Origin of the sequence: Streptosporangium sp. G11, assembly GCF_051192615.1 — a bacterium.
Classification (GTDB): domain Bacteria; phylum Actinomycetota; class Actinomycetes; order Streptosporangiales; family Streptosporangiaceae; genus Streptosporangium.
This window is the reverse complement of record NZ_JBPJUQ010000346.1, coordinates 1-715: the sequence shown is the minus strand read 5'-3', so window position 1 is coordinate 715 and position 715 is coordinate 1. Positions and strand designations below refer to the sequence as shown.

The 715-nt window shown below is 59.3% G+C and carries 1 protein-coding gene; it reads right to left on the bottom strand.

Features of this window, described 5'->3' with window-relative positions; all coding sequences use genetic code 11:
• Positions 1 to 220: 220 nt before the first annotated feature.
• On the bottom strand, positions 221 to 715 hold a 495-nt coding region (locus ACSDR0_RS50955), incomplete at its 5' end, for an SRPBCC family protein (protein WP_435296193.1).

Here is a 715-nt window from a genome sequence, read left to right as displayed (position 1 = left end):
ACGGTGACGCCTTCGCCGTCTACACCATCTGATCAATCCGACAAACTAGGACAAAGCGAATCAACGCCGGGGCCCTGGTCCATTTAGCACATTCTCCAGAGGTTGTCTCATCCAATCTGGTCCATCTCAACGGAATGCTCAAACCGCCTCACACGATGTGGTCTAACGTGGCGGATCATCACTCAACTGCGGGAGCGGTTTCGGCAACCTGTTTGACGTGTTAGTTCCGGACTCGGATCAACCTGCGCATGTAGCGGCGGAGGACCAAGATTTCAGCGATGGTCCCCAGAGGACCAAGGGGCGCGGCGAAATCGATAATGTCGCTCATCACCGTGGTGCCATGACCAGCGGGCTGGAAACGGTGAGCGTGGTGCCAGTGCTTGAACGGGCCCGACACCTGCTCGTCAACAAAATATCCCGGCCAGTCGTAAGCGCTGATCGTGGAAGTCATCCGCCAGCGGATGCCGAAGTGTCGTGCCTGCCAGGTGACGCTCTCACCAAGCCCCAAGCCGCCGGCGGTCACTCCGCCGACCGCCTTTTCGGACGAGCCCGCCATCGAGGTGGTATGAACGCCCACATCCAGCGAGATGTCAAAGACCCGATCCGGCGGCGCGATGACATGCGTAACAACCTCGAAGTGAAGCGGTCCGGGTCTGATGGAGGCTCGATTCCTTGAGAGGATCGAGTCATGGCACGTCCGTCCCCCTACCCTCCT